Raw genomic sequence first — 21,466 nt, 5'->3', positions numbered from 1 at the left:
ATTTAATCTGAACATCGTCGTCATGATATTCAAATTTTCTTCAGATCAAACAACAGCGAGGATACACCCACCTCCTTCCTGAACGGATCCCCACCATGCACCAGCCCCTGATATTCATCGACGGCGACCAGGGCACCACCGGCCTGCAGATCCACGCCCGCCTGCACGGTCGCAGCGACCTTCGCCTGCTGACCCTGCCCGAGACCGAGCGCAAGGACCCGCAGCGCCGCCGCGAGGCCATCAACAGCGCCGATATCGCCCTGCTCTGCCTGCCCGACGCGGCCGCACGCGAGGCCGTGGCGACGATTCACAACCCGGCAGTACGGGTGATCGACGCCAGCTCCGCGCACCGCACCACCCCAGGATGGGTCTACGGCTTGCCGGAGCTGGACGAGCAGCAGGCCGAACGCATCGCCCAGGCCACACGGGTCAGCAACCCTGGTTGCTACCCGACCGGTGCCATCGCCCTGCTGCGGCCGCTGGTGCGCGCCGGCCTGTTGCCTGCGGACTACCCGCTGAGCGTGCATGCCATTTCCGGCTACTCCGGTGGTGGTCGTGCTGCGGTCGAGCGTCATGAGCAGTCGGGTGGCGATCCTGCCCCGGCGCTGCAGCTCTATGGCCTTGAGTTGGCGCACAAGCATGTCCCGGAGATCCAGGCCCATGCTGGCCTGAGCGCACGCCCGGTGTTCCTGCCGGGCTATGGCGACTATCGCCAGGGCATCGTGCTGAGCATCCCGCTGCAGTTGCGCCTACTGTCGCCGGGCGTCACCGCCGAGCATCTGCAGGCCTGTCTCGAACAGCATTACCAGGGCGCGCGCCATGTCCAGGTAATGCCCCTGCACCAGCAAGGCCCAGCGACACCCTTGGACCCGCAGGCGCTGAACGACAGCAACGACCTGCGCCTGGCACTGTATGCAAACCCCGAGCACGGGCAGGTCCTGCTGACGGCCGTGTTCGACAACCTGGGCAAGGGCGCTTCGGGTGCCGCAGTGCAGAACCTCGACCTGATGCTTGCAGCGATGCGCCAGTGAGGCCAGGCCGGTAAAAGCGGTTAGACTGTGAACCCCGCGTCATTCAGGCGCGGGGTGAGTTCAACCGCCGGAGCCTGTCCCCCGATGTTCATCCTGAGCCGCCTCGACGGCGTGCCGCCCGAGTCCTTCCAGAACCAGATCCGCCAGCTGGTGATCGAACATGTCGGCGCGCTGAGCAGCGTCGCCATCACCGCAGACAACCCGCTGTATCCGCTGTACCAGTACGGTGTCGGACTGGAAGTCCACCAATACCTGCAGGCCCTGGACGGCACTCGTGGCCTGGCCGTGGAGCTGGTCCTGGCACTGGACGCCGACGCCCCGGACCAACTGCTGGGTTTCGCCCTCGCCTTGCCCGCCCAGGATGACGCACACGCCTGTGTTCTGGCGTTTCTCGCCGTATCCCCTGCCCATCGTCGCGAGGGCATCGCCCGCGGACTGCTGACAGACCTGCGGGCACGCTACCGTTGCGTGGAGATGAGCGCGTTCGCCCACGCCGTGCCCTGGTTCGAGGCCATGGGCCTGCAGGTCGTGAGCGCCACCGGGCCGCAAGTGCTGATGAGCAGCACCGGCAAGGCCAGCGGCGCGCTGGTCGGGCGCCTGGACATCGCGCCCATCTACCAGACCCTGGAAGTGCGTCAGATCCACGCCTACCTGCTCAAGCAGCATGGCGAAGAGGCGATGATCGACGCCGAACGCCAGCGCGATGAGCACCTTGACGAACTGGCGTTGCACGCCCAGGCCTGCGTGGCGATGCGCAAGCGCGTGCATTGAGCCGAAATCGGTCGCCGCTCGCGGAAATGGCCTGTGATGCCATCGCCGCAGCGGCGGCAATCAATCAGCGAAGCGCGGAATGGCCAGCCCCAGGCTCTCCCTCAGGGTCGTCCCTTCGTACGCCGTGCGATAGACCCCACGCTCCTGCAGCAACGGCACCACCTCCTGAGTGAAGCGTCGGAACTGCCCCGGATGCCCGATGTAGATATTGAAGCCATCCAGAGCCCGCGCTTCGAACCAGTCGGCCATCTTCGCCGCCACCGTCTGCGCCGAGCCCACGAAGGCACCCGGGCGCAGCTGGCGGCCGAACTCCACCGCCTGGCGCAGGCTGAAGCCCTTGTCCCGGGCCTGGTCGGCGATGCGCTTGGCATTGGTGAAGAAGCTGCTGCGGGCAAACTCAAGGCTCTGCTGCGGAAACGGCGCATCGAGGTCGTACTGGCTGAAATCGTGCCAACCGAAGTTACGCCCGAACTCCTTCAACGCCAGCTCGAAGCTGTGATCGGCCTGATGATAGTGACGCTCGATCTCACGGGCATGCTCGTCGGTATCACCCACGTAGATCTCGGCGCCCGGCAGCACCAGCACCTGCTCAGGGTCACGCCCCAGGCGTGCGGCGCGAGCCTTCACGTCGCGGTAGAACGCCTGGCCCTGCTCGACGCTTGCAGCGTGGGTGAAGATCACGTCCGCCGTGGCCGCCCCCAGGTCACGCCCCTGCTCGGAGTCCCCGGCCTGGAAGATCACCGGCTGCCCCTGGGGTGAGCGCTGGATGTTCAACGGGCCGACCACCGAGAAGTGCTCACCCTTGTGGTTGAGGGTGTGCAGCTTGGCGGGGTCGAGAAAGCGCCCGCTCTGGCGATCCCGCGGGAAGGCATCGTCTTCATAGGAATGCCAGAGTTTCTGCACCACCTCGACATGCTCATGGGCGCGACTGTAGCGGGTGTCGTAGTCGTAATGCTCGTCCAGCCCATAGTTGCCAGCGGTACCGGCATCGCCGCTGGTGACCACGTTCCAACCGGCACGCCCCTTGCTGATCAGGTCCAGCGAGGCCAGGCGCCGAGCGACGTTGAACGGTGCGTTGTAAGAGGTGGTCAGGGTGCCGACCAGGCCGATATGACGGGTGCTGACGGCCAACGCCGAGAGCAATGTCAGGGGCTCGAGGCGATTGAGGTAATGGGACGGCGAACCTGGCGTGATGAACTGGCTGTCGACGATGAAGATCAAGTCGAACAGCGCAGCTTCTGCCTGGCGGGCAATATCGATGTACCAGTCGATGTTGACGCTGGCGTCGGCAGGCAACGCCGGGTCCAGCCACAGGTTGTGTCGCCCTGGGCCGCCGCAGCCCATGGTAAGGGCACCCAGTTTGATCTGTCGTTTGCTCATGCCGGGGCCTCAGTGCTGGGTAACGGCGCTGTCCTGCAGCGCCGCCGAGAAGGAGGTGTCGAACAGACTTGCGGCCGGATAGCCCTTGATCAGGCCGATTCCGGCAAAGAAGTCCACGGTCTTCTGTGCATCGGTGATCACCTGTGCGTTGAGTGGTGCCAGGTCAGTGCGGGCGCGGGCGAACCAGGCGCGGGCGATGTCGCCGTCGGCACGGGTACGCTTGGCCCAGGCGTCGGCGTACGCTTCGGTGTGCGCCGGATCGCTCAGGGTCCATTGACGCGCCGTTTTCAGGCGCTGGAGGAAGTCGGCGATCTGCGCACGTTTTTCCTGCACGGCCTTGGCATTGGCGACCACGAAACTCTGCGCTGGGATGATGCCTTCGGCGGTGGCCAGCACCCGTGCCCCCTGGCGCTCCTGCTGGGTGACATAGGGCTCCCAGGTGGCGATCACGTCGACCGATCCGCCATCCAGCGCGTGGGAGGCGTCCAGGGCGCTGAGGTAGCGCAGCTCCAATGCGTCGCGGGGGACGCCGGCCTTGTCGAGGGCGCTGAACAGCAGTTGCTGGCTCCAGGAACCTTTCCAGATCGCCGCGCGCTTGCCCTTGAGGTCGGCCAGGCTGTGGATGTCGGAATCCTTGCGCGCGAGGATCGCCACGCCCTCGAGGTTCTGCCGCGACACCGCCACCACCTTGATCGGCGCACCGAGTGCGCCAAGGAACAACGGTGGCGCATCCCCCAACAGGCCCAGATCGAGACTGCCGACATTGAGTGCCTCGGCTACTGGAGAGCCGGCAGTGAACTGCTTCCATTCCAGGGTGTAGGGCAAATCTTCAAGCACACCGGCCGCTTCCATCACGGCACGGGCGTTGTAGCTCTGGTCGCCGACCACCAGGGTCTGCGCAGCCGCCGCAAGGCTGATCGAGGTGGCCAGCACACCGGCGGCCAGTTGTTTGAGATAACGCACGTTCGTCTCCAGATGCCACATCGGGCAAGTCAGGGCGATCCGCGCGTGCGGTCTCGTCGCGTGTAACAGTGAATATCAGGCGTTGCGCGCTGCCACCTTGGCGCGGGTCAACGGGATCAGTTCGCGGCCATAGTCTTCGGCGTCGGCCAAAGGGTCGAAGCCGCGAATGAGGAAGCTGGTCACGCCCAGGTCGTAATAGGCCAGCAAGGCATCGGCGACCTGCTCGGCGGTCCCCACCAGCGCCGTGGAGTTGTGACCGCCGCCCACCAGCGCAGCGATGCCGGTCCACAGGCGTTCGTCGACCCGCTCCCCCTTGGCCACGGTGTCGCGCAGGCGCTGGGCGCCCACGCTCTGCGGCTTGTTGGCGATCACCGGCCCTGCCTGCTCGAGGCGCTGGCGAGCCTGGCCCAGAATGCCCTCGGCCTTGGCCCAGGCCGCCTCCTCGGTGGCGGCGATGATCGGCCGGAAGGACACACTGAACTGCACCTGGCGGCCATGACGCGCAGCCTGCTCGCGCACGGCGGCGATGGTTTCGGCGGTTTGCTCCAGCGATTCGCCCCACAAGGCGTATACATCGGCGTGCTTGCCCGCCACCGCCAGGGCCGCAGGCGAGGAGCCGCCAAAATAGATGGGCAGATGCGGCTGCTGCAGCGGCTTGATCGCCGAAAACGCCCCCGCGGCCTGGTAATGGTTGCCGTCATGGTCGAACGGCGTGTCGTGGGTCCAGACCTTGCGCACCACGTCGAGGAATTCATCGGTGCGGGCATAGCGCTGGTCATGGGCCAGGTGGTCGCCGTCCTTGCGCTGCTCGATGTCGCTGCCGCCACTGATGATGTGCACCGCCAGACGCCCGTCGAGCAGGTGTTCGAGGGTCGCCAGCTTGCGTGCGGCCAGGGTCGGTGCGACGAAACCCGGACGGTGCGCCAGCAGGAAATGAATACGCGAGGTGGCAAGCCCTGCCAGGGCAGTCACCAGGAAACCGTCAGGCTGGTCCGACCAATAACCGACCAGGATGCGATCGAACCCGGCCTGCTCATGGGCCTGGGCAAAACGGGTGATGTAGTCCTTGTCGAAGACGGGCCCGCTGGGGGCCAGGATCTCCGATGACAGGCGATGGCCGATCATGCCGATGAATTGAACGCTCATTGCAGGTGCCCCAAGGTCAGAAAGGGTTTTTATAGCGTTTGAATCTAAATGCCGACTGACTTATACGCTAACCACTAGATCACACCCTGTGAAATTCGTTTTAGGCATAACCTAATGCATTCAAAATGCAGAACTTGCAGATAATACCTCATCATCAGTAAATGCTGAATTTGCATATTAGCTTATGAATAATTTGAATTTTGAGAATATTCAGGCAGTTGCTAGGGTTTGCCCATGACCGTCAGCCCGAGCCTGAACCATGAGCCAGACACCGCGCCTCGAGCGCCTGCGCCACTTCATTGGCGAACTCTCCGACCTGCTGGACCGCCACCCCGACGAAGCCACCCTGCTCGATCAGGGCCACACCCTGCTGCACAGCCTGGTCGCCCATGACGACTGGTTACCCGAAGCCCTTGCCCAGCCGGACCCCGCCCGCTACCAGCAATACCTGCTGCATTGCGATTCGCGCCAGCGCTTCTCGGTGGTCAGCTTCGTCTGGGGCCCAGGCCAGAGCACGCCGATCCATGACCACCGTGTCTGGGGGTTGATCGGCATGTTGCGCGGTGCCGAGTACGCCCAAGGCTTCACCCGCGACGCCCATGGCGCCCTGGTGGCGCAGGGCGAGCGGCTGCGGATCGACCCTGGCCACGTGGAAGCGGTGTCACCGCGCATCGGCGATATCCATCAGGTCAGCAACGCCTTCGACGACCGGGTCTCGATCAGCATCCATGTCTACGGCGCCAACATCGGTGCGGTCAGCCGCGCCGTCTACCTGCCCGACGGTAGCGAGAAGCCATTCATCTCCGGTTATTCCAACTCCAGCCTGCCCAACATCTGGGACCTGTCCAAAGAGAACCCTGCCCCATGACCCGCCTCAGCACACGCAGTTTCCATGACATTCGCTCCGCCCTGCTGGCCCAGGAAGAAGTCGCCCTGATCGACCTGCGCGAAGAAGACCCCTTCGCCCAGGCGCATCCGCTGTTCGCGGCCAACATCCCGCTCTCGAAGCTGGAACTGGAAATCTTCGCCCGCGTGCCACGCCGGGACACCGCCATCACCGTCTATGACGATGGCGAGGGGCTGTCGGCCATCGCTGTCGAGCGTCTGCAGGCGCTGGGCTATAGCGATGTGGCAGTGCTCGAGGGTGGACTTGGCGGCTGGCGCGATGCTGGCGGCGAGCTGTTTCGCGACGTCAACGTACCCAGCAAAGCGTTCGGCGAGCTGGTGGAGAGTGTGCGCCACACGCCCTCGCTGGCCGCCGAAGAGGTCCAGGCCCTGCTCGACAGCCAGGCCGACGTGGTGGTGCTCGACGCCCGGCGCTTCGACGAATACCAGACCATGAGCATTCCTGGAGGCATCAGCGTGCCTGGCGCCGAACTGGTGCTGCGCGTCGCCGAACTGGCACCCGATCCGGCGACCCGGGTGATCGTCAACTGCGCAGGGCGCACCCGCAGCATCATCGGCACACAATCGCTGGTCAACGCCGGCATCCCCAACCCGGTGGCAGCGCTGCGCAACGGCACCATCGGCTGGACACTGGCCGGTCAACAACTGGCCCACGGCCAGGCGCAGCGCTTCGCCGAGGTCGGCGACAGCACCCGCAGCAGCGCTGCCGAGCGCGCCCGCGCCGTTGCCGACCGGGCGGGAGTGCAGCGCCTGGACCGTCAAGGTCTGGCCAGCTGGCAGGCAGAGACTGCGCGCACCACCTATCTGTTCGACGTGCGCACACCCGAGGAATACGTTGCCGGTCACCTGCCCAACAGCCGCTCCACGCCCGGTGGCCAGCTGGTGCAGGAAACCGATCACAACGCCAGCGTACGCGGCGCCCGCATCGTGCTGGTCGATGACGACGGCGTGCGTGCCAACATGAGCGCTTCGTGGCTCGCGCAGATGGGCTGGGAAGTGGCGGTGCTCGACGGCCTGAGCAAGGCCGACTTCAGCGAAACCGGCGAGTGGCAGGCACCCCGCCCGGCACTTGCGCGCAATACCGAGATCGACGTCGAGCAATTGCAGGCCTGGCTGGCCGAGGAAGGCACCGTCTTGCTGGACTTCACCGCCAGCGCCAATTACGTCAAGCGCCACATCCCGGGCGCTTATTGGGCGATCCGCGCGCAGTTGCCCGAGGCCCTGGAGCGCCTGCCCAAGGCCGAGCGCTACGTGCTGACCTGCGGCAGCAGCCTGCTGGCAAGCTTTGCCGCCACCGACCTGCAAGCCCTGACGCGCACACCGGTCTATCTGCTGGCAGGCGGCACGGCAAGCTGGATCGCCGCCGGCAACCCCCTGGAATCAGGTGAAACGCGCCTGGCAGCGGAGCGTACCGACCGCTATCGCCGGCCATACGAAGGGACCGACAACCCGCGCGAAGCCATGCAAGGCTACCTCGACTGGGAGTTTGGTCTGATCGCGCAACTCGAGCGCGATGGCACCCACGGCTTCAAGGTGCTGTGACCTGAAGCGCAACGGCTGCAGGCGTATCCGCTCACGCGAGATAGGCCTGCAGCCGTTGCGCCAGAAACCCATGCAAGCGCCGCACTGCCGGGCTCAGCGACTGTCGGTGTGCGCACACCAGTTGCAGCGGCGCCGCCTGCCCTGCATGATCCGACAGCAACTCCACCAGCCTTCCGGCGCGGATGTCCTCGAGCACATCCAGGCGCGACTTGTAGACCACACCGAGCCCCGCCACCGCCCAGCGTCGCACGATATCGGCATCGTCGCTGCAGCGATCGCCACTGACCAGCACCGTGCTCGTTTCCCCAGCATCCTCAAAACTCCAGCGATCGTGGGTCTGCTCCCCCATCACATAACGCAGGCAGTTGTGCCCGGCCAGCGCCTGCGGAGTCTGCGGCGCGCCATGCCGAGCGATGTAGGACGGTGCCGCGCACAACGTGCGGCGGTTATCGGCGGCCAGCGGCAAGGCCACCAGGCTGGAATCCCCAAGCAGCCCGTAGCGGATGCTGGCATCCAGTTGCTCGCCAAACAGGTCGGCCACCTGGTCGCTGACTCGCAGGCGCATGTCGAGTCGTGGATATTCGGCCTGAAACTCCGTCAGCCAGGGCAACAGCAGGTTGCGCCCCAGGTCCGACGGCATCGACAGACGCAATGGCCCCGCCAGTTCGGCGCGTGCCTGCTCCAGCGCCATTTCGCCATCGACCAGCGCGTCCAGGGCCTGACGCGCGTGGGGCAGATAGCGCTCGCCATCGTCCGACAGGCGCAGTCGGCGTGTCGAACGCACCAACAGACGAATCCCCAGGCTGTGCTCCAGGCGCTGCAACGCGGCACTGGCCAGGGCTGGCGAGATGTCCAGTTGTCGCGCTGCAGCTGAAAGCCCACCGGCCTCGACAGTGGTGACAAACACCTGCAGGTCGTCCATGCGCACCCGTTTCTTCATGCCACGACTCCTTCACGCCCCACGCGCCGCGCATCACGACGTATCGCCTGGGGCGGAATGCCGAACCCGCGTACAAAGGCCTCGCGCAAATGCCGACGGTCGCGAAATCCTGTCTCGCGCGCCACCACATCCAGGCTGTGCCGACTTTGTTCGATCATCAGCCGCGCTGCCTCCAGGCGCAGGCCCTCGATGGCCCGCGCCGGGGATTGCCCGGTTTCGGCACTGAACACGCGGCTGAACTGGCGCGGGCTCAGGTGCGCAACCTCGGCCAGTTCCTCGACGCTCAGCGGCCGCTGCAGGTGCTGGCGAGCGTAGTCGAGCACACTCTGCATGCGGTCGGTGCGCGGTGCCAGGTCGAGCAGCTGCGAATGTTGCGACTGGCCTCCCGAGCGGCGCTGGTGCATCACCAGCCGATGCGCAACGGCTCGTGCGAGCTCATGGCCGTGATCCTGCTCGAGCATGCCCAGGGCCATGTCGATACAGGCGGTCATGCCGGCGGACGTCCAGATGTTGCCATCGGCAATGAAGATGCGGTCGTCCTCTACCTGGATCGCTGGGTGCATCTGCCGCAGCTCCCGGGCGTAGGCCCAATGCGTGGTCGCCCGACGCCCGTCGAGCAGGCCGGCTGCCGCCAAGGTGAAGGCCCCCGTACAGATCCCGGCGGTACGCCGCGCCTGCTCGCCCAGCCGACGCACCAGGTCCACGCTGGCCGGATCGGCAGGTGAGGCGATCGGCGACAACGTGCCCGCCACCAGCCAGGTGTCGGCATGCCCCGGCGTATTAACAGCCTGGGTCTGCAACTGCATGCCCAGCGACGACATCAGCGCACCGCCGGCCACGCTGTAGTTGCCCAAGGCGTAAAGACGCTTGCCCGTCAGCACATTGGCGAACTCGAACACCGACTGCGACGCCAGCGCCATGACCTGGAACCCTTCACACAACAGATAGCCGACCCGATGCATGGCCCACCTCGCTTGATGTCCTGAAAACGTACTATATGCGTCATTTGCGCCACAATCAAAGGCGCGCATCATCGCTGCAACGCAACCCACGGAGCAGCAACCATGACTCGTACAGCCCTCATCACTGGCGCCTCTACCGGCATTGGCGCACTCTACGCCGAACACCTGGCCCGCCGCGGCCACGACCTGATCCTGGTCGCCCGCAACCGCGAACGCCTAAATCAACTGGCCTCTCGCCTGAGCAGCCAGACTGGACGCAGCGTCGAAGTCCTGCCGGCAGACCTGGCCGACAGCCAGGACCTGGCGCGCATCGAAACCCGTCTGCGCGAAGATGCCAGCATCGGCCTGCTGGTCAACAACGCGGGTATCGGTACCCACACTGCACTGCTGGAAAGCGACGTCGAACAGATGACCCGCATGATCGCGCTGAACATCACCGCCCTCACCCGCCTGACCTATGCCGCGGTGCCTGGCTTCGTCGAGCGCGGCGAGGGTGCGCTGATCAACATCTCCTCAGTGGTCAGCCTGCTGCCGGAACTGCTCAATGGCGTGTATGGCGGCAGCAAGGCATACGTCACCGCCTTCACTCAGAGCCTGCACAAGGAGCTGGCCGACAAGGGCGTGCAGGTCCAGGCCGTACTGCCAGGCGCCACCGCCACCGACTTCTGGAGCATCGGCGGCCTGCCGGTGGAGCACCTGGATCCGGCGATCGTCATGACCGCGCAGGATCTGGTGGAAGCGGCACTGGCCGATTTCGACGCCAAGCGCCTGATCTCGATTCCGTCGCTGCACGAAATCGAACGCTTCGAGGCGTTCGAGGCCAGCCGCCAGGCGTTGAACGGGCACCTGTCGAATCAACAGTTGGCGCCACGTTATCGTCAGGGTTGATCTGGGTGTGCGTGGGCAGGCCTTGTGACAGCGGCGGTTCGGCGCTCCGACTTGCCCGCGAAGCGCCGCGCGGGCGGCGCTCGATCTCACAGGCGCTGAAGAACTCCCGCCGAGCAACAAAACTTGCGAGCCGTCCTCCAAAATCGCAAGCTAGGCCGTCCCCCATCCGGATAGCCCCATGGAACTACACATTCGCCTGGAGGGCCGCAAGGGCCTGGCCGAGCAGCTCTACCAGCAGCTGCGCAGCGCCATCGACAGCGGCCACCTGGCCGCCGGCACCCAGTTGCCCCCCACGCGCCTGCTGGCCGAGCAGTTGGGGATATCGCGCAAGACCGTGGCCGAAGCGTACTCGCGGCTGACCTACGACAACCTGCTCAGCGGCGTGGTCGGGCGTGGCACCTTCGTCAGCCCACGGCGGGCCCTGCAGGCCAGCGACGTCGAGCCGATTGCCTTGGCCGCCGCCAGCAACCTCGAACGCTGGCAGCAACGCGCCACCGTGCTCGGCCGCTCCGCGCTCGAGGCGCCCTCGCGTTACGACTTCGTCGGCGGCGTATCGGCCAAGAGCCAGTTTCCCTTCGACCAATGGCGCGCCTGCATGCAGTACGCCCTGCGCTGCAGCCAGCGCCACAGCGAGCGCCAGTTCCCGGCCCAGGGTCTGCCCGAGCTGCGCGAAGCCATCGCCCATCACATTGCCTTCGCCCGCGGCGTGCACTGCAGCGCCGCCGATGTGCTGGTGTGCAACGGCGCCCAGCAGGCGCTCGACCTGATCGCTCGGGTGCTGGTCGAACCCGGTACACGCGTAGCCATGGAGGATCCCGGCTATCCACCGGCACGCCAGCTGTTTCTGGCGATGGGCGCTGATTTGCAGTCGGTGCCGGTGGACGATGAAGGGCTGTGCGTCGAGCAGATCGCAGACGGCACCCAGCTGATCTATGTGACGCCGTCGCACCAGTTCCCGCTCGGCATGCCGATGAGCGAACGGCGCCGACACGCCCTGCTCGCCCGCGCCGCTGAACTCGGAGCGCTGATCATCGAGGACGACTACGACTGCGAATTTCGCTATCAGGGCCCGGCCAGCGATGCGTTGCAACGCCTGGATCGACACGGGTTGGTGGCCTATGTCGGTACCTTTTCCAAGACCTTGCTGTCGGAGCTGCGCCTGGGCTATGCCGTACTGCCTCCCAGCGTCCTGCGCGCCGCCTGCGTGGCCAAGCACCTGAGCGACTGGCACAGCCCGAGCCTGCAGCAATGGGCGCTGGCGCGCTTCATCGGCGAAGGCCATCTGAACCGCCATATTCGTCGTTGCCACGACATCTATGCCGCACGGCGCGAGCGCATCCTCGCACGCCTGGAAAGCGACCTGGCGCCCTGGCTGAGCGCCGTACCGGCCAGCGCCGGCTTTCACCTCAGCGCCCTGGCCGCACCGGGAGTCGATGTGGAGCTGCTGGTCAGGCTGACTCGCCGGGTCGAAGTCGGCGTCTATTCACTGGCGCCGTTCTTCAACGACGTGCCAGTGCGTCCAGGGCTGCTGATGGGCTTCGGTGCCATCGAGCGGCTGGACATCGACCCGGCGCTGGACCGCGTGCGCGATGCCCTGCAGCAGCTCAGTTGAGCGTCGTCGCCTGCATCGATCGCCCCCGCCGCGCCATGGCAGCGGCGTAGCCTCGGGGGGCAAAGCGTGCGGTCACCAGCAGCATCGCCACCACGGTCAACGTCAGCAGCGTCCAGGCAGCCTGGAAATCACCGGTGAACGCACGCAGCCAGCCCGTCACATAAGGCACGGTACCGGTGACGATGAAGCCGACACCCTGCACGAAAGCAGCCAGGCTCCCCGCCTCGCCCGGTGTTTTCAGATGCTCGAGGGTCAGGGTAAGGCTGAGGCTGAAGCACGCACCCAGCCCCAGGCCGATCATCGCCACCCAAAGCCCCATGGCCTGGGTAGGCGCCAGCAGCAAACCGAGAAAGCCACCCAACTGGATCGCCAGCGCCAACCACAGACCAGGCCGCCGGTCATGCAGGCGCCTCAGCAGCAATGGCAGCCCCAGCGCGCCACTGACCTGGAAGATGGTCATCAGCCCCACCAGTTCGCCACCGCCCTGAGCTGTACCGCCGTGCTCCAGGTGATAGGCCGGCAGCCAGGCGACCATGCTGGTGTAGCCGCCGTTGATCAGGCCGAAATACAGCGCCAACAACCAGGCACGGCGATTACCGAACCAGTGACCGCCGCTGGCCGCGGCCAGGTGAGGCGTGTCGTGGCGCGGGCGTAGCCAGGCCCAGCCGCACAGCGCAAGCAGCGCGGGCACTGCCCAGATGCCAAGCCCCGCCTGCCAGCGCCCCGCCACCTCGCTGACAGTCGGCCCGAGCACCGCAGCCAGGCCGCCGCCGCTCATCAACGCTGCCGAGTACAGCCCCATCGATGCAGCCAGGCGGCTCGGGAACCAGCGATTGACCAACCCCGGCATCATGCCCTGCACCACCGCCACGCCAAGGCCGGCGACCACGGCGCTGGCGATCAGCGCCCAGGCGCTGTCCAGTTGCAGCCGCCACAGGCACGCCAGGGCGATGGCCGAAAGTCCGGCGAGCATCCCGCCATGCTCACTGATCCAACGCCGCAGCCAAGGCTGCAGCAAAGGCACCAACCCCATGCACAGCACCGGTAGCGCCGTGAGCAACGCCGCTTGCTGGTAGCCAAGCCCAGTGCTGCTGCGCATGGGTTCGAGCAAGGGGCCGATGCTGGTCAGGATCGGCCGCAGGTTCAGGGCCAGCAGGATCACCAGTAGCAGGTTCAACGCGCCTCTCATACCGGGTTCGCCTGCCCCCACTGCTGGTAGAGGCCGGCCTCGCCCTCAGGCTTGAGCATGCGCAGTGGCAGGCTCTGCTGCTGCGGTGCACGTGCCATCTGCGCGTAGACCGCCGCCGTGGACAGCCCGTAAGGCTCGCCCTCGTCGTTGTCATAGGCGAACCATGCCCGCTCGATGCCGCACAGGTGCATGGCGGCCAGGCACATCGGGCACGGGTGGCCGCTGGCATAGATTTCGGCACCGTCCAGACGCGACCTGCCCAAGGCCTGGGCGGCCTTGCGGATCGCCTGCAATTCGGCATGGGCAGTCGGGTCCTGAGTGCTGTGGATCTCGTTGACCGCACGGGCGACGATCTGGCCCTGGTGCACCAGCACCGCACCGAACGGGCGACCACCCGCTTCGATATTGGCGCGGGCCAGTGCCAGTGCTTCACGCATGAAGGTTTCGTTGGACATGAATCGATACTCCTCGAACAACAGGCGGCCATTATCCCGACTGCTGGCGCGCGGCAGAAATGAAGAGATTGGATGCAGGTCAGTGGCCGCACGAATGCCGGCATTGGTCTCCCGGCAAATAGCGGGATTGGCTATCGGGCCCTGCAGGCAACGGCGCTACGCTGGCACCACGAATCACCCCTGACTTGAACTGACTGGAGAATCACCATGCACGATCGAATCGAATGGGCCAGGCACGCCCCTGAAGCCTACAAGGCCATGGTCGGCCTGGAGCAGGTCCTGGCCAAGTGCGGCCTGGAGCATTCACTGCTCGAACTGGTGCGCCTGCGCGCCTCGCAGATCAATGGCTGCGCCTATTGCGTGAACCTGCACGCCAACGATGCGCGCAAGGCGGGCGAAAGCGAGGCACGCTTGCAGACCCTGAGCGTGTGGCAGGAAACCCGTTTCTTCACCCCGCGTGAACGCGCCGCACTGGCCTGGCTGGAAAGCCTCACCCGCTTGCCTGAGCGCGGTGCACCGCAGGTCGAGTACGAAGCGCTGCTGGAGCATTTCGAAGCAGGTGAAGTTGCCAACCTGACCCTGGCGATCGCTACCATCAATGCCTGGAACCGCTTTGGTGTCGGCTTTGCCATGGTGCCGGCTTGAGGTGGAGCCTTTGGGGCCGCTATGCGGCCCCGGCGGTCTGCGGGTTCACACCCAGCCGGGTCCGATAACTCCCCGGACTCTGCCCCGTCCACTTCTTGAACGCCCGGTGAAAGGCGCTGGGCTCCTGGAACCCGGTCTGCTCGGCGATCTCGGCAATGCTCAGTTGCCCCTCGCGCAAACGCTCGAACGCCATGGCCCGGCGCACTTCATCCTTGATCTGCTGGTACGAGCGCCCCTCGCGCTCCAGTTGCCGGCGAAAGGTACTGGCGCTCAGGCCCTGGCGCTCGGCCATGGCCGTCAGGGTCGGCCACTGTCCGTAGCCACGGCTGCGCAGATGGCGATAAACCTCCGCCACCAGGTCGCCCTGGTTGCGAAAACGGATCACCAGGCCCTGCGGCGCGCTGCGCAGGAAGGTCTTGAGCGCCGCCAGGTCCTGCACCACCGGCAGGCGCAGCCAGGCGCTGTCGAACTCCACTTCGGTACGCCCACTGCCCAGGCGCAGGTCCGGCCCCCACAGCAGCGTGTCGTCGTCCTGCGCCGGGCGCGCCACGGCAAGCTCGGTGCGGTCGATGCTGATGCGCCGTCCGGCCAGCCAGCACAGCAGGCCGACCACCAGCACCAGGAAGGTTTCCTCGGCATAGACCCGTGTCAGCGGATCGTCGATATTCGACTGCACGCTGATCACCGCACGCCCGCCGCGCACCGCGAAACTGCCGCGCAAATCGCGCAGGAACAACGCAAAGTTACTCAAGCACTGACGCAGCGCCTTTTCCAGGGTCGGCTCCTGGATCAAGCCACGGCAGATCAGGGCAAAGCTGCCCATCGGCATGCCATGGCTGTCGAGACGGAAGAACTCGTCGTCCAGGTCTTCGATCAGCGCCAGCCACAGCCGGGCGAACGCCTTGGCCGGTACCCGCGCCTGGGGGCGGGCGAGCAGCGCCGGGTCGATGCCGACCGCACGCAGTTGCGCATCGCGCTCATCGGGGCGATCGCGCAGGGCGTGGAGCATGGCATTGAGAAAGTACACCGCGACCGAATCGCTTTCGCGCATGACGGATATCCGCTGTCTATGCTGAGTGGCAAAAAATGCCAGGTTGACTGAGCAGTTTCGGCATAGGCCCGTTCCCGGCCTTTGCCTAGACTCGGACCCCATCCGCAACGGTCGCCATTCTCGCAGAGCCCGGCACCGTCCCGCCACGCCTTCGCAATCGGAGCTATATATGAGCAGCGCAGAAATCTATGTCGTCAGTGCGGTGCGTTCGGCCATCGGTGGTTTTGGTGGCTCACTCAAGGACCTGCCGCTGGCCGACCTCGCCACCGCCGTGACCCGCGCTGCCATCGAGCGCTCGGGCGTGGCCGCTGAGCAGATCGGCCATGTGGTGATGGGCAACGTGATCCCGACCGAACCACGCGACGCCTACCTGGGCCGAGTGGCGGCGATGAACGCCGGCATTCCCAAGGAAACCCCGGCATTCAACGTCAACCGCCTGTGCGGGTCGGGTCTGCAAGCGATCGTATCCGCCGCCCAGGGCCTGCTGCTGGGCGATACCGACATTGCCCTGGCTGCTGGCGCCGAGTCCATGAGCCGCGGCCCTTACCTGCTGCCGCAAGCCCGTTGGGGGGCACGCATGGGTGACCTGCAGGGCATCGACTACATGGTCGGCATCCTCCAGGATCCGTTCGAAGGCTTCCACATGGGTATCACCGCCGAGAACGTCGCGGCCAAGCACGGCATCACCCGTGAAATGCAGGACGAACTGGCGTTGACCAGCCAGCGTCGCGCCGCCCGCGCCATCGCCGAAGGTCGTTTCGACAGCCAGATCGTGCCGATCGAACTGAAGACCCGCAAAGGCAGTGTGCAGTTCGCCATCGATGAGCACGTGCGCGGCGATGTCAGTGCCGAGCAGTTGGCGGGCATGCGCACCGCCTTCAAGAAAGACGGCAGCGTCACCGCCGGCAATGCCAGCGGCATCAACGACGGCGCCGCCGGCCTGGTCCTGGCGACCGGCGATGCGGTGCGCCGCCTTGGCCTCAAGCCGCTGGCAAGGCTGGTGGCCTACGCCCATGCCGGTGTCGAACCCGAGCTGATGGGCCTGGGCCCGATCCCGGCCACGCGCAAGGTGCTTGAAAAAGCCGGCCTGTCGGTCAAGGACCTGGACGTGATCGAATCCAACGAAGCCTTCGCCGCCCAGGCCTGCGCCGTGGCCCAGGCGTTGGGCTTCGATCCGGAAAAGGTCAACCCCAATGGCTCGGGCATCTCGCTCGGCCACCCGGTCGGCGCCACTGGCGCGATCATCGCCACCAAGGCCATTCACGAATTGCAGCGCATTCAGGGTCGCTATGCGCTGGCGACCATGTGCATCGGTGGCGGCCAAGGCATCGCCGTGGTCTTCGAGCGCGTGTGACGGGAGCATCGACATGACCATCCAGCAGATCGCCGTGATCGGCGCCGGTACCATGGGCAACGGCATCGCCCAGGTGTGCGCGATAGCCGGCTTCCAGGTGTTGCTCATCGATGTCAGTGACGCAGCGCTTGAGCGCGGTGTCGCCACACTGAGCAAGAACCTGGAACGCCAGGTCAGCAAGGGCACCCTCGAGGCGGACAAGGCCCAAGCCGCCAGGACGCGCATCCGCACCAGTACCGACTACGCGCAGCTGTCGAGCGCGCAACTGGTGATCGAGGCCGCGACCGAAAACCTGGCGCTCAAGCAGCGCATCCTCCAGCAGGTGGCCGCCAGTGTCGATGCACAGTGCCTGATCGCCACCAATACCTCATCGCTGTCGGTCACTCAGCTAGCCGCCAGCATCGAGCATCCTGAGCGGTTCATCGGTGTGCACTTCTTCAACCCAGTGCCGATGATGGCCCTGGTCGAGGTCATCCGTGGCCTTCAGACCAGCGACACGACCTACGCCCAGGCGCTGCTGGTCACCGAGAAGTTGGGCAAGACACCGATCACTGCGGGCAACCGCCCCGGCTTCGTGGTCAACCGCATCCTGGTGCCGATGATCAATGAAGCGATCTTCGTGCGTCAGGAGGGCCTGGCCAGCGCCGAGGATATCGACACGGGCATGCGTCTGGGCTGCAACCAACCGATCGGCCCGCTGGCACTGGCCGACCTGATCGGCCTGGACACCCTGCTGGCGATCATGGAGGCCTTCCACGAGGGCTTCAACGACAGCAAGTACCGCCCTGCACCGCTGCTCAAGGAGATGGTTGCCGCCGGCTACCTCGGGCGCAAGAGCGGCCGTGGTTTCTTCACCTACTGAGGAGCGCGCGTCATGCCGGTCACCGCTGCCCTGCGCTGCGCCAATTTCGAGGAACGCCGCGACAGGGCCATGGCGCTGTTCGCCGAAAAAGGCTTCGGCCAGGTCAGCATGCGCGAGCTGGCCGCGCATGTCGGGCTGACGGCGGGCTCGCTGTACCACCATTTCCCGAGCAAGCAGGACCTGTTGTTCGACCTGATCGAGGAGCTGTACGAAGAACTGCTGGCCACGCTCGACCAAGGTCGACGCGCGCTGGCCAGAGGCAAGCCGGCATTGCCTGGCCTGATTGCCGCGCACTGGCAGTTGCACAGCGAGCGGCCCTTGCAGTTTCGTCTGGCAGAGCGGGATTTCTGCTGCCTGAGCGAGGCTCAGCAGGCACGCCTGGGCGAGCTGCGCCACGACTACGAAACCGGGTTGTTGCAATTGGTTGCGCCCAAGGCGCGCCATGGCGGCGAGGTGCTGGCAGCGGCCGGGCACGTGCTGGGCAGCTTGCTGAACCAGCTGCCGGGCGTGCTGCAAGCGCGTGGTGTGCCCGAGCTGCAAGGCGTCGGGCTGATGGAGAGCCTGGTGGCGGGCGGGATAGAGCGAGCGTTGGTGTGAACGGTAGGCACTTCGCGTCCCGCTCACACTATCCTCTGCGTCAGGACGCCGCCGAAGCTTCCTCGCCCACCACTTCCCGCGCTGCGTAGCGCTGCGCCAGCACCGCACACACCATCAGCTGGATCTGGTGGAACAGCATCAGCGGCAGGATCATCGCGCCGATCCCGCTCCCCACGAACAATACCTGAGCCATCGGCACCCCGGTGGCCAGGCTCTTCTTCGAGCCGGCGAACAGGATGGTGATACGGTCTTCGACGCTGAAGCCCAGCACGCGCCCCAGCAAGCGGGTACCGAGCAGCACCACCGCCAGCAACACGCCGCAGGCGACGAACAGGCCCAGCAAGTGCTGCGGCGAGACGGTATTCCACAAGCCCGTCACGACCGCTTCACTGAACGCGGTATAGACCACCAGCAGGATCGAACCCTGGTCGACGATCTTCAGCCAGCGTGCATTCTTCTTGACCCAGGCGCCGATCCAGCGACGGGCGATTTGCCCGGCCACGAAGGGCACCAGCAGTTGCAGGGTGATCTTAAGTACCGCATCGAGCCCCGAACCGGTATCGCCGTCAGCACCCAGCAACAGCATCACCAGCAGTGGCGTGAGGAAGATGCCCAGCAGGCTGGAGGCCGCCGCACTGCAGATCGCTGCCGGGACGTTGCCGCGTGCCAGCGAGGTGAAGGCGATGGCCGACTGCACGGTCGCAGGCAAGGCGCACAGGTAGAGCAGGCCCAGGTACAGCTCGTTGCCCACCAGCGGCACGAACAGTGGCTTGAACGCCAGGCCCAGCAATGGAAAGAGTACGAAGGTGCAGGAGAACACCAGGATGTGCAGGCGCCAGTGGCCGGCACCGGCGATGATCGCCTCGCGTGACAGCTTGGCGCCGTGCAGGAAGAACAACAGGCCAATCGCCAGGTTGGTCAGCCAGCCGAAGGCCACTGCGCCGTCACCCGAGCAGGGCAGCAAGGTCGCCAGCAGGACCACCGAGAGCAGGGTCAGGGTGAATTTATCGAAAAGCATGCGCAGGTACTTCATGAAGTGTCCGTCTTGTCATGGTGCAAGGCCTGACGATAAGGTCTGCGCTCTCTCGGCGCTAACGCCGGAACCCCCGCCAGTGTCGCTGAACGGACATTGGCCCTCTTCCAGGCAAGGAAACCTACCGATGTACAACCTCCGCCCCGCCCTGCTCACCCTGGCCCTGGCGATGACCGCAACCCCGGCGCTGGCAGACGACCTGCAACACCAGGTCGACGCCATCGTCCAGCCACTGATGCAGGCACAACGCATTCCCGGCATGGCCGTGGCGGTCTACGCCAATGGCCAGGCGCACTACTTCAGCTACGGCGTGGCCGACAAGGCCGACAATCGCCCCGTGACCCGCGACACGCTGTTCGAAGTCGGCTCGGTGAGCAAGACCTACACCGCGACCCTCGTCGCACTGGCCAGCGCCCAAGGCAAGCTCGACCTCGATGCCCCGGCCAGCCGCTACCAACCGGCACTGGAAAAGTCCGCGCTGGGCTCGGCGAGCGTCCTGGAACTGGGCGCCTACAGTGCTGACTGCCTGCCGTTGCAGTTTCCCGACGAGGTAAGCAACGACGCGCAGGCGCTGGTGTTCCTCCAGCAGTGGCAACAGAAAACCGAGCGCGGCACCCGCCGTTGCTATTCCAATCCGAGCCTGGGACTGTTCGGTAACCTCGCGGCGCAGGCGCAGAAGCGCCCGTTCGCCGAACTGATGCGCCAGGACCTGCTCCCAGGCCTGGGCCTGAAGCACACCTACCTGCAGGTCCCGTCAGCAGAGCGCAGCCACTATGCCCAGGGCTACGATGCCAATGAGCGCCCGATTCGCGTCAGCCCGGGGCCCTTCGCCGACGAAGCCTACGGCATCAAGACCAGCGCCACCGACATGCTCGCCTACCTGCGCGCGCAGCTCGACCCGCAGGGATTGTCGGCGGATATGGCCAAGGCGATCGCCATCACCCACGGCGGCTACTTCCAGGTGGGCGACATGACCCAGGGCCTGGGCTGGGAGCGCTACCCCTATCCGGTCGCACTCGACACTCTGGTCAAGGGCAATGGTGTGCAGATGATCCGCGAAGCACAGGCCACCAAACGCCTACAGCCGGCGCAGCCGGACGCTCCTGGGTACTGGTACAACAAGACCGGTGCCACCACAGGGTTCGGCGCCTACGTGGTGTTCGTGCCGAGCAAGGGCATGGCCATTGCGTTGCTTGCCAATCGCAATTACCCCAACGATGAACGGGTTCGTGCAGCCTACGCGATCCTGTCTGCCGTGGCGCTTTGAGTGGCATGCCTTTCAAGGTGGTTGCGTAGAGGCTGGGAGGTGCTTGCCGAAAGATTTTTAGTGCCTATGAGATCGAGCGCCGCGCGGGCGGCGCTCGATCTCATAGGCACTAAAAATCTTTCGGCAAGCACCTGCCAGCCCTCACACAATCACCTGCGAACTCCTTGAAAGCAATGACCTCAAGTACACGCTATTCCCCTGACAAAGCAGGATTGTCCGACAAGATGTAGTGAGAAAAAATTTTCACTACAAAACCATTGACGCCCTTCCCCAGCCTTGTGCATGATGAGGCCGTCTCCCTGATCGGGAGCGGTGGCAAGGGTATTCCAGACGGCCTGCGCGGTAACGCAGGCCGTTCGTGGAGAGGGAAACTGTCCAAAAGGCAGCGTGAGAAAGCCCCTGTTGCGATGCTGCTGTAGCAGCCTTGGTAGAGCGCTACACCGCTGTGGCGCCAACTGTGAAAATCACCAACGAATGGGTAATGGGGGCTTTATGATGAACTTGAACAACAATCCTACGATCGACCAATTGGCCCAGCTGTTCGCCGCGCGCAAGGACAGCCTCGACGACCACCTGCTGTGGGTCAGCCAGACCGGCGAGGTCCGCCTCGACCGCCTGCCGGCCAACACCGTCGAAGACGAATCCGACCTGCATATGCCCGACAGCATGTGCGCCCGTTTCAAGGTCTACCGCCGTGGCCAGGGCTACGTCGGCAAGAAGGCCGCCGCCGACACTCAGTTCGTCGAACGCGTGCTCATGACCCTGCAACAAGAATGGCCCGCTGCCCGTGAGCAGCAGGCCGTCAAGGTGATCGACCCACTCAACTGAGTTGTACACCGCTACTTGAGCCCGGCCCGCAAGGCCGGGCTTTT

21 protein-coding genes are annotated in these 21,466 nt (G+C 65.4%); 12 read left to right on the top strand and 9 right to left on the bottom strand.

Features of this window, described 5'->3' with window-relative positions; all coding sequences use genetic code 11:
- Positions 1-95 precede the first annotated feature (95 nt).
- Both argC and ACTYOL_RS11960 read left to right on the top strand, forming a co-directional pair.
- Complete coding sequence (argC, locus tag ACTYOL_RS11965) at positions 96-1,031, top strand: N-acetyl-gamma-glutamyl-phosphate reductase (protein ID WP_063544774.1); 936 nt, start codon at positions 96-98, stop codon at positions 1,029-1,031.
- An 84-nt stretch (positions 1,032-1,115) separates the two neighbouring features.
- A complete protein-coding gene (locus ACTYOL_RS11960; RefSeq protein ID WP_200602538.1) occupies positions 1,116-1,802 on the top strand; it encodes a GNAT family N-acetyltransferase in 687 nt (228 codons plus the stop codon).
- Positions 1,803-1,862: 60 nt separating this feature from the next.
- On the opposite strand, the gene ACTYOL_RS11955 is transcribed toward ACTYOL_RS11960, so the two are convergent.
- The 3 genes from ACTYOL_RS11955 to ACTYOL_RS11945 form a co-directional block, all read right to left on the bottom strand.
- Complete coding sequence (locus ACTYOL_RS11955; RefSeq protein WP_153773528.1) at positions 1,863-3,182, bottom strand: LLM class flavin-dependent oxidoreductase; 1,320 nt, start codon at positions 3,180-3,182, stop codon at positions 1,863-1,865.
- A 9-nt stretch (positions 3,183-3,191) separates the two neighbouring features.
- On the bottom strand, positions 3,192-4,145 hold the full coding sequence (locus ACTYOL_RS11950; protein WP_197889621.1) for an ABC transporter substrate-binding protein: 954 nt from the start codon (positions 4,143-4,145) through the stop codon (positions 3,192-3,194).
- A gap of 75 nt (positions 4,146-4,220) precedes the next feature.
- Entirely contained in the window at positions 4,221-5,291 is a 1,071-nt protein-coding gene (locus ACTYOL_RS11945; protein WP_054895388.1) for an LLM class flavin-dependent oxidoreductase, read from the bottom strand.
- Between the two features lie 259 nt (positions 5,292-5,550).
- Between ACTYOL_RS11945 and ACTYOL_RS11940 the strand changes: the two genes are divergently transcribed.
- Positions 5,551-6,159 carry a cysteine dioxygenase gene (locus ACTYOL_RS11940; protein ID WP_054895387.1) on the top strand — a complete coding sequence of 203 codons (609 nt, stop codon included), beginning with the start codon at positions 5,551-5,553 and terminating at the stop codon, positions 6,157-6,159.
- Positions 6,156-7,739, top strand: coding sequence for a rhodanese-related sulfurtransferase (locus ACTYOL_RS11935; protein ID WP_200602539.1), 1,584 nt, complete (start codon positions 6,156-6,158; stop codon positions 7,737-7,739). Before ACTYOL_RS11940 ends, ACTYOL_RS11935 begins: the two co-directional genes overlap by 4 nt.
- Before the next feature lie 31 nt (positions 7,740-7,770).
- Here ACTYOL_RS11935 and ACTYOL_RS11930 read toward each other — a convergent pair whose 3' ends face one another.
- Together ACTYOL_RS11930 and ACTYOL_RS11925 are read right to left on the bottom strand one after the other, a co-directional pair.
- Entirely contained in the window at positions 7,771-8,679 is a 909-nt protein-coding gene (locus ACTYOL_RS11930; RefSeq protein WP_444757975.1) for a LysR family transcriptional regulator, read from the bottom strand.
- Positions 8,676-9,641: a GlxA family transcriptional regulator gene (locus ACTYOL_RS11925; RefSeq protein ID WP_153773522.1), complete on the bottom strand. Its 966-nt coding sequence runs from the start codon at positions 9,639-9,641 to the stop codon at positions 8,676-8,678. Before ACTYOL_RS11925 ends, ACTYOL_RS11930 begins: the two co-directional genes overlap by 4 nt.
- A 102-nt stretch (positions 9,642-9,743) precedes the next feature.
- On the opposite strand from ACTYOL_RS11925, the gene ACTYOL_RS11920 reads away from it, so the two are divergent.
- Both ACTYOL_RS11920 and pdxR read left to right on the top strand, forming a co-directional pair.
- The gene (locus ACTYOL_RS11920; protein WP_125929782.1) at positions 9,744-10,529 is read left to right on the top strand and encodes an SDR family NAD(P)-dependent oxidoreductase; all 786 of its coding nucleotides are present in this window, start codon (positions 9,744-9,746) and stop codon (positions 10,527-10,529) included.
- Between the two features lie 178 nt (positions 10,530-10,707).
- Entirely contained in the window at positions 10,708-12,141 is a 1,434-nt protein-coding gene (gene pdxR / locus ACTYOL_RS11915) for a MocR-like pyridoxine biosynthesis transcription factor PdxR (RefSeq protein ID WP_197889619.1), read from the top strand.
- On the opposite strand, the gene ACTYOL_RS11910 is transcribed toward pdxR, so the two are convergent.
- On the bottom strand, positions 12,134-13,330 hold the full coding sequence (locus ACTYOL_RS11910; protein ID WP_197889618.1) for a cyanate transporter: 1,197 nt from the start codon (positions 13,328-13,330) through the stop codon (positions 12,134-12,136). The two genes, pdxR and ACTYOL_RS11910, sit on opposite strands and share 8 nt — an antisense overlap.
- Positions 13,327-13,785 (bottom strand): nucleoside deaminase, encoded by a 459-nt coding sequence (locus tag ACTYOL_RS11905; RefSeq protein ID WP_444757974.1) that lies wholly within the window; start codon positions 13,783-13,785, stop codon positions 13,327-13,329. Before ACTYOL_RS11905 ends, ACTYOL_RS11910 begins: the two co-directional genes overlap by 4 nt.
- Before the next feature lie 207 nt (positions 13,786-13,992).
- On the opposite strand from ACTYOL_RS11905, the gene ACTYOL_RS11900 reads away from it, so the two are divergent.
- Entirely contained in the window at positions 13,993-14,430 is a 438-nt protein-coding gene (locus ACTYOL_RS11900; RefSeq protein WP_197889616.1) for a carboxymuconolactone decarboxylase family protein, read from the top strand.
- A 19-nt stretch (positions 14,431-14,449) separates the two neighbouring features.
- Here ACTYOL_RS11900 and ACTYOL_RS11895 read toward each other — a convergent pair whose 3' ends face one another.
- Positions 14,450-15,481: an AraC family transcriptional regulator gene (locus ACTYOL_RS11895; RefSeq protein ID WP_197889615.1), complete on the bottom strand. Its 1,032-nt coding sequence runs from the start codon at positions 15,479-15,481 to the stop codon at positions 14,450-14,452.
- Positions 15,482-15,650: 169 nt separating this feature from the next.
- Between ACTYOL_RS11895 and ACTYOL_RS11890 the strand changes: the two genes are divergently transcribed.
- Genes ACTYOL_RS11890 through ACTYOL_RS11880 form a run of 3 tightly spaced genes read left to right on the top strand, consistent with a single transcriptional unit; the run spans position 15,651 to position 18,294 of the window.
- On the top strand, positions 15,651-16,835 hold the full coding sequence (locus ACTYOL_RS11890; protein WP_197889614.1) for an acetyl-CoA C-acyltransferase family protein: 1,185 nt from the start codon (positions 15,651-15,653) through the stop codon (positions 16,833-16,835).
- A gap of 13 nt (positions 16,836-16,848) precedes the next feature.
- The gene (locus tag ACTYOL_RS11885; RefSeq protein WP_444757973.1) at positions 16,849-17,697 is read left to right on the top strand and encodes a 3-hydroxybutyryl-CoA dehydrogenase; all 849 of its coding nucleotides are present in this window, start codon (positions 16,849-16,851) and stop codon (positions 17,695-17,697) included.
- Positions 17,698-17,709: 12 nt separating this feature from the next.
- Entirely contained in the window at positions 17,710-18,294 is a 585-nt protein-coding gene (locus tag ACTYOL_RS11880; protein WP_063544744.1) for a TetR/AcrR family transcriptional regulator, read from the top strand.
- Positions 18,295-18,334: 40 nt separating this feature from the next.
- On the opposite strand, the gene ACTYOL_RS11875 is transcribed toward ACTYOL_RS11880, so the two are convergent.
- A complete protein-coding gene (locus tag ACTYOL_RS11875) occupies positions 18,335-19,327 on the bottom strand; it encodes a bile acid:sodium symporter family protein (protein ID WP_054895374.1) in 993 nt (330 codons plus the stop codon).
- A gap of 127 nt (positions 19,328-19,454) precedes the next feature.
- Here ACTYOL_RS11875 and ampC point away from each other — a divergent pair, with 127 nt between their 5' ends.
- Entirely contained in the window at positions 19,455-20,594 is a 1,140-nt protein-coding gene (ampC, locus tag ACTYOL_RS11870; protein WP_197889612.1) for a class C beta-lactamase, read from the top strand.
- 492 nt (positions 20,595-21,086) lie between these two features.
- Positions 21,087-21,422: a hypothetical protein gene (locus ACTYOL_RS11865; RefSeq protein ID WP_054893774.1), complete on the top strand. Its 336-nt coding sequence runs from the start codon at positions 21,087-21,089 to the stop codon at positions 21,420-21,422.
- Positions 21,423-21,466 lie beyond the last annotated feature (44 nt).

This window comes from Pseudomonas sp. A014 (assembly GCF_052378495.1).
In the GTDB taxonomy this organism is placed as follows: Bacteria; Pseudomonadota; Gammaproteobacteria; order Pseudomonadales; family Pseudomonadaceae; genus Aquipseudomonas; species Aquipseudomonas machongensis.
Note: the sequence above shows the minus strand (reverse complement) of the source record. Positions and strands in the feature narration are given on the sequence as shown.